Origin of the sequence: Alkalibacterium indicireducens, assembly GCF_039522005.1 — a bacterium.
GTDB classification, from domain to species: Bacteria; Bacillota; Bacilli; order Lactobacillales; family Carnobacteriaceae_A; genus Alkalibacterium; species Alkalibacterium indicireducens.
In genome coordinates this window covers 8,564-16,030 of the sequence record NZ_BAAADA010000102.1, presented here as the reverse complement: position 1 = coordinate 16,030, position 7,467 = coordinate 8,564, and the positions used below count along the sequence as shown (strand labels likewise).

General features: G+C 43.0%; 6 protein-coding genes. 1 reads left to right on the top strand and 5 read right to left on the bottom strand.

The window, feature by feature from the left end:
• Nucleotides 1-121: 121 nt before the first annotated feature.
• The 4 genes from lpdA to pdhA form a co-directional block, all read right to left on the bottom strand.
• Nucleotides 122-1,528 carry a dihydrolipoyl dehydrogenase gene (lpdA, locus tag ABFX15_RS06265; RefSeq protein ID WP_346024612.1) on the bottom strand — a complete coding sequence of 469 codons (1,407 nt, stop codon included), beginning with the start codon at nucleotides 1,526-1,528 and terminating at the stop codon, nucleotides 122-124.
• A gap of 12 nt (nucleotides 1,529-1,540) precedes the next feature.
• Nucleotides 1,541-2,893, bottom strand: coding sequence for a dihydrolipoamide acetyltransferase family protein (locus ABFX15_RS06260; RefSeq protein WP_346024611.1), 1,353 nt, complete (start codon nucleotides 2,891-2,893; stop codon nucleotides 1,541-1,543).
• A gap of 126 nt (nucleotides 2,894-3,019) precedes the next feature.
• On the bottom strand, nucleotides 3,020-3,997 hold the full coding sequence (locus tag ABFX15_RS06255) for an alpha-ketoacid dehydrogenase subunit beta (protein WP_346024610.1): 978 nt from the start codon (nucleotides 3,995-3,997) through the stop codon (nucleotides 3,020-3,022).
• Nucleotides 3,998-3,999: 2 nt separating this feature from the next.
• Nucleotides 4,000-5,106 (bottom strand): pyruvate dehydrogenase (acetyl-transferring) E1 component subunit alpha, encoded by a 1,107-nt coding sequence (gene pdhA, locus ABFX15_RS06250; RefSeq protein WP_346024609.1) that lies wholly within the window; start codon nucleotides 5,104-5,106, stop codon nucleotides 4,000-4,002.
• 442 nt (nucleotides 5,107-5,548) lie between these two features.
• Here pdhA and def point away from each other — a divergent pair, with 442 nt between their 5' ends.
• Complete coding sequence (gene def / locus ABFX15_RS06245) at nucleotides 5,549-6,124, top strand: peptide deformylase (protein ID WP_346024608.1); 576 nt, start codon at nucleotides 5,549-5,551, stop codon at nucleotides 6,122-6,124.
• Between the two features lie 104 nt (nucleotides 6,125-6,228).
• On the opposite strand, the gene ABFX15_RS06240 is transcribed toward def, so the two are convergent.
• Entirely contained in the window at nucleotides 6,229-7,335 is a 1,107-nt protein-coding gene (locus ABFX15_RS06240; RefSeq protein ID WP_346024607.1) for a DUF1576 domain-containing protein, read from the bottom strand.
• Nucleotides 7,336-7,467 lie beyond the last annotated feature (132 nt).

Sequence of the window (7,467 nt, the reverse complement as noted above, 5' to 3'; positions counted from 1 at the left end):
GCTAACAGTTCCTACTGCCAAGTCTGTAGTGGACTTTCACCACCAAGTTGTCGCCCATGCCGGGCGCACGAAAGAAAGACCTTTAGTCATACTAAAGGTCTTTCTAACCAGATGTTTAATCTTACATGTGGATTGGTAATCCTAAAGCCGCTTCTGCAGCATCCATAACTGTTTCACCTAGAGAAGGGTGTCCGTGGATAGTCAATGCGATATCTTCAGCATTCATGCCACTTTCAATAGCTAAACCTAGTTCAGCAATGATGTCAGATGCACTGATTCCAGCAACCTGAGCCCCTACAATGACATTATCTTCTTTTGTAGTGATCAGTCTGACAAAACCTTCAGTAGCATTAAGAGACAATGCACGTCCGTTTCCGCCAAGTGGAAATTTAGTGACTTTAATATCCATATCCTGTTCTTTCGCTTCACTTTCTGTTAAACCGACAGAAGCAATTTCTGGATCAGTGAAGGCTACTGCAGGAAGTGCACGGTAATCTACTGCTACTTTCTTACCTGAGATAGCTTCCGCTGCTATTTTAGCTTCATAGCTGGCTTTGTGAGCCAGTGCAGGTCCAGGTACAACGTCTCCGATTCCCCAGATGCTTGGTACGTTCGTACGTCCCTGATTGTCCACTTTGATCAGGCCACGGTCTCCAACTTCAACGCCAGCCTGTTCAAGACCTAACTCGTCAGTGTTTGGACGACGTCCTACAGTAACAAGGACATAATCCACGTCAAGAGATTTTTCTTCTCCTTTAGCTTCATATTTAACTGTCACACCGTTATCTGAAACAACAGCTTCTTTAGCCATTGCATCAGTAACGATGTCAACGCCACGTGATTTAAAGTTTTTCTCAACAAGTTTGACCATGTCTTTGTCAAACCCATTAAGGATAGATGGCAGACCTTCAAGGATAGTGACTTCAGTACCCAAGTTAGCGTAAACACCTGCTAATTCAGAACCGATGTAGCCACCACCGACGATAGCCATTTTTCCAGGGATTTCAGATAAGTTCAATGCGCCAGTTGAATCAAGAACTCGTTCACCGAATTTAAATCCTGGGATTTCAACCGGACGGCTTCCTGTTGCAACAATAGCGTTGTTGAAAGAATAAGTCTGAGCTTTATCTTCACCCATAACACGTAGAGTGTTTTCGTCAACGAAGAAAGCTTCTCCGTCAAGGATCTCAACTTTATTCTTCTTAAGCAGACCTTCGACACCTTTAGTCAGTTTAGAAACAACCTGATTGTTCTTCCATTCCTGAGTTTTAGCGAAGTCGATCGTTACATTCTCAGATGATACACCAAAAGATGTAGAATCAAGAGAATCCTGGTATTTGTGACCAGCAGCGATCAATGCTTTAGATGGAATACATCCTACGTTCAAGCATACACCGCCGATATATTCTTTTTCTACAATAGCAACTTTCTGTCCCATTTGAGCAGCTCTGATTGCAGCTACGTATCCACCAGGTCCAGCGCCGATAACTACTGTATCCAGTTCAATTGCGAAATCTCCTACTACCATTTACGATTCACCTTATCCTTCCATTAATAATAATTCAGGATCTGCTAATAGACGTTTAAGTTCGTTCATAGCTTTCTGACCTGTCGCTCCATCGATTACTCGGTGGTCGAATACTAGTGACAGTGCAAGCATTGGAGCAGCAACGACTTCACCTTCGTCGTTAACAATCGCTTTTTTAGCGATACGTCCAACACCTAGAATAGCAACTTCAGGGTGGTTAATGATTGGTGTGAACCATCCGCCGCCAACAGAACCGATGTTGGAAATTGAAATAGAACCGTCAGCCATGTCGCTGGATTTCAATTTACCTTCGTGAGCTTTAGCTCCAAGTTCTGAAATTTCTGATGCAATGTCGAACATTGATTTCTTGTCAGCATCTGAAACAACTGGCACGTAAAGTCCCTGTTCAGTATCTGCAGCAATACCGATATTGAAGTAGTTTTTGTAAACCACTTCATCAGTTGTATCATCGATAGATGAGTTCAATACCGGGAATTTCTTCATAACTGAGATGACAGCTTTAACAATGTAAGGTAGGAATGTCAGTTTAACATCCTGCTCAGCAGCAATCGTCTTGAATTTAGTGCGGTGAGCCATCAATTTAGTTACATCAACTTCATCGAACAGTGATACTGAAGGAATTGTCAATGAACTGTTGACCATTGCTTTAGAGATTGCTTTACGAGTAGTAGACATTTTTTCTCTAGTTTCTTCATCAGAACGACCAGATTTGAATGGTTTCGCTTCTGAAGATACACGTTGAATGTGCTTGCTTTCAGTTGAAGTTCCTTCTTCAGAAGAAGACCCTCGATCAGCTGATTTAGATTCAGCAGATGCTCCGCCACCTTGCAGGAAGCTGTCGATATCGTCTCTAGTTGTACGTCCACCTTTACCAGTGGCTTCAACCAGGCTGATGTCTACATCTTTTTCACGCGCATATTGTCGAACAGATGGCATAGCCAGTACACGTTTATTCGGATCAGATGTTTTAACTACCTCACCGGAAGTAGCACCTTCTGAACCTGCTGGATCTGTTTCTTCTGTTCCAGCAGCAGTTTCTTCAGATGACATTTCAGATTCAGCTACTTCTTCAGTTGAATCAGCTTCTTCCTCGCCACCTTCATGTCCTTCTGCGTCGATCTCAACGATTGGATCTCCTACAGAAGCTACTGTACCTGGTTCAACTAAGAATTTTTTGATTGTTCCATCAACTGGAGAAGCTAGTTCCTCAACTGATTTATCGTTTTGGATTTCTGCAATCGAATCGCCTTCTTCAACTGTGTCTCCCTCAGAAACTAACCAGCTGACGATTTCGCCTTCAGCCATACCTTCCCCAACATCAGGGAGTTTAAATGTAAAAGCCATTATTTTTCTTCCCTTCTAAAATGATTTCATTTAAGAAATTAACTTTACTCAATAAGGAACAATCTTTCTATTCTCTTGTATCGAGTTAAAAAGAATGTTCCTTTTGAGTTACGGTATCAAATTATATTAAAATTCAACGGTTTCTTTGATTGAATCAGTAATGTCCTCAGCGTTCGGCAACCAAGCGTTTTCTGCTTGTCCGAATGGATAAACTGTATCAGGTGCTGTAACGAATCCGATAGGTGCTTCCAGAGAAAGGATTGCACGTTGAGACACTTCAGAAATAACCGTGTTTCCTACTCCAGCCATGCGCTGAGCTTCCTGAACCATGACCATGCGGCCAGTTTTCTCAACAGAAGCTACAACAGTTTCATAGTCGATTGGAGAAACAGTACGCAGGTCGATCACCTCAACAGATACACCGTCTTTTTCAAGCTGTTCAGCAGCTTTCAATGCTTCACGGACCATGTAACCATAGGCTACGACTGTTACGTCTGTTCCTTCTTTAGCTACAGCAGCTTTCCCTAGAGGTACAGTGTACTGTTCTTCAGGAACTTCATCACGGAAAGAACGGTAAAGTTTCATGTGCTCAAGGAAAACAACCGGATCTTCGTCACGGATTGCTGAAGTTAGAAGACCTTTTGCATCGTAAGGGTTTGAAGGGATAACAACTTTAAGTCCAGGAGACTGAGCCATTAGTCCTTCAAGACTGTCTGCGTGCATTTCAGGCGTGTGTACTCCTCCACCAAATGGTGAACGAACAACTGCCGGAAGGTGCAGTTTTCCACCCATACGGTAGCTGGTACGAGCCATTTGACCAACAATTGAATCCATTACTTCGAATACGAATCCGAAGAACTGGATTTCCATAACTGGACGGAAACCTTGAACAGCTAAACCAAAAGCCATTCCTCCGATACCAGATTCAGCAAGTGGAGTATCACTGACGCGATCTTCACCGTACTTGTCGAAAAGTCCTTGAGTCGCACGGAATACTCCGCCGTTTTTACCTACGTCTTCACCGAAAACCAGGACTTTTTCATCACGGGCCATTTCCTGATCAAGTGCTTCCGTGATTGCTTGAATCATTGTAAGATTCGCCATGATTATTTACTCTCCTTTGCTTCGTATTTCTCAATCTGCTCAGTAATGTTCTGACCAGGCTCATTGTACATGTTTTTCAGGAAGTCTGAAATTTTCATCTTAGGAGCTTGATCTGCTTCTTTAGCAGCTTGTTTGATTTCTTCTTTAGTTTCTTCAATCAGTTTTTCTTCCTGTTCTTCTGACCATAGACCTTTTTCAGTCAGGAAGTTACGGAAGCGGATAAGTGGATCTCTCTGTTCCCAGTAGTCAAATGATTCCTGTTCACGGTAACGTGTAGGATCATCACCTGAAGTTGAGTGAGGGCCGAAACGTGACGTGATTGTTTCAATCAACACTGGTCCGTTTCCTGCAGCAGCCCATTCACGAGCCTGTTTAGTAACAGCATATACTGCAAGTGGGTCCATTCCATCAACTTGAACACCAGGGATACCTGCAGCAGCAGCTTTCTGAGCAAGTGTGTTAGCAGCAGACTGCTTCTCACGTGGAGTAGAGATTGCATACCCATTGTTTTGGATAAAGAATACGACAGGTGCTTTGTAACGTCCGGCAAAGTTCATCCCTTCGTATACATCACCTTGAGAAGATCCACCGTCACCAGTATAAGTGAATGTCACTTCATCTTCTTTCCCAGCCATTTTCTGTCCCACGGCATTACCCATTGCTTGAATAAATTGAGCACCGATAATGATTTGAGGTGGAATAGCGTGTAAATCTTCAGGATAGTTGTTTCCTTCTACATGTCCACGAGACCATAAGAAAGCCTGTGATACAGGTAGACCGTGCTGGATCAACTGAGGTACATCACGGTACCCAGGATAGAACCAGTCCTGTTTCTTAAATGCAAAATGACTTGCTAACTGAGAAGCTTCCTGCCCCATAGTAGGTGCATAGAAACCTAGTCTTCCCTGACGTGCAAGTGCCATTGAGCGATCGTGAAGAACACGTGACCACACCATTCTTCTCATTAATTCTACTAATTCATCATCAGATAAATCCGGCATAATGTCTTCGTTGACGATTTTCCCATCTTTATCCAGAATTTGAACCATCGGAAACGAAGCTTCGATTGTACTTAGTAATGCTTCGTAATCAACTGGTTGCTTTGCCATAGATTACCCATTCCTCTCTGTTTTTAAAGTTCAATATAACAGATAATATCCCCTGTTACATTTTAATCCATTCCTTTCTAAATCTATCATGATTCATGAATTAATGCAAGCGATATTCATGCAGTGTCGCAGTATAAATCCTTGATGTTAAAGCAATTACAGCCCATTGTGATAACTATAACAAACACGCTGTTATACTTTTCCCATACGATACCCTCCGGAACTCGATTAATTAAAGTAATACAGGCATTTTATCTGTTATATAAAAGAACTTAGAGCTATGTCTTTGTACCATTGGAAGGATAAGCAGCTTTTCGCATGTGAATCAGATCACTATTTATTATTAGAATACTTTTATTTTGACTATAGGAATATTTGAGGTGCGGGACCTATTCATATTTGTTAGAATAGGAAAAGAATAATAGCATTGGAGGTTATATGCGTGTTAACTATGAAAGATGTCATTAGAGAAGGACACCCTACTTTAAGACAAATTGCTGAAACAATTGAATTTCCTTTAGATCCTGAAGTAAAGTCGCTCGCAGAAGATATGCTTCAGTTTTTAAAGAACAGTCAGGACCCTGACCTTGCTGAAAAGTATGAATTGAGACCTGGAGTGGGAATCGCAGCTCCCCAGGTCGATGTATCTAAAAGGCTGATTGCTGTACATGTCCCTTCGGCAGATGAAGAAGACAGCACCCTCGAGTTCAGCGCTGTGATGATCAACCCTAAAATCATCAGTCATTCTGTCCAGCAGACTTGCCTGTCAGATGGAGAAGGCTGCCTGTCTGTCGACCGCGAAGTTCCAGGCTATGTCCCGAGACACAAGCGGATTAAAGTGGATTACTTTGACTTGGACGGAAAAAAACAGAGCATTCGACTGAGAGATTTTCCGGCAATTGTCGTCCAGCACGAAATCGATCACCTGAACGGCATCATGTTCTACGATCGAATCGATCCTGAAAATCCATTGGCACTTCCAGATGACATTGATGTCCTAGGTACAGTAGAAGAATAATATGAATGTGAATTGCCTAAATAATAATGTAAATAGACGATAGTCCTTCCGGCCTCTTTAAGCTGGAAGAACTATCGTCTTTTCAATTTAGGTTAAATTATAAATCAGCGTTCCTCTACTCTAATTTCTTCCGCAGGATCCACCGGTTCTCTCAGCTGTCTTCTCTTCTGCTGCTGATACTGAATTGCTTCCAGCAGAGGAATCATAATGGCTGCTACGAAGCCTCCTGCAAACCCGTTATTATATAAATTGATCCCACCGTGCAGATACCCTGTATTGCTGACGACACTAAGGTGAAGTGCGCCGGCAAGAATACCGATCAGCGTGCCGTAGCGACCTGCTATAGGCGCGATCGTCGTCCCGAACAACCTTGCGATCACTACCGATGTTGCACTCATGTCGTATCCATTGATATATCCCATCAAGGTGACCCCTATGAGAATAGGAAGAACATTGCGAAGGTGTTTCCCGAATGCACCGAACCCGACAACTGTAAGTATCCCACCAATAGCCGGTCCGTTTATTTCTCCGCCATGAAACAGCACATAAAATGTCGAGACAAAACCTAGCAGTGCCATATTGATCAGGGTAACACTGAATCCGTTGGTAGTCAGAAAGTCAGTGGACAGCTGGCCGGAATGCTTGATCAGTGCGCCATAACCATTCAGCGTCCAGGAATTTAAATACAGCCCCCCTACTAGCATCAGAGTAAACAAAGTAAAAAAAATGATAGTAAATGGCTGATTGTTTCCGCTGGATATCATTGAAACGGGTTCAATGTCTCTACCAGTACTTCTCAGAAGTGAGGTAAAAATTGTTCCAACTATACCGCTGGTGAAACCAACGTTGTAGACACTGAAACCTTTTGTAAACCCGACAAAGTGCTTAGCCAGAGGCGGAAGGATAAAGCCAGCAACAAATCCGACTAAGTATCCATAAAAAATACCCAACGGGAGCGGCAGACCTATATTGAATGTCACTTCACTCACCAGCGGTCCAAGTGCTGTCCCGAATAAAGCGGCCAGCAAGGATTTCTCTGCCGGGACTTCCGTTACCCTTGCATAAGCAAAAGCACCCAGAACGATCGGCATGGAATTATACAGGTTTTTACCAAAAAATGAAAAGGCAGCTACTGTAAAGACAGCGGCAATAATCGGACCGTTGACTTTCGCCCGCGTCAGGCGGATGATACCAATAGAATGCGCTGTCAATAATGCAGAAGTGAACTACCCACCACTTAAATCCTCCGGATTTTGAAGTGGGGGCTTCCTACGAACTCCATTCTTGTCTGCACAGATTTCATGCAGACAGAGGAATCGGATATGGGTAGGCTCAAAAGGCAG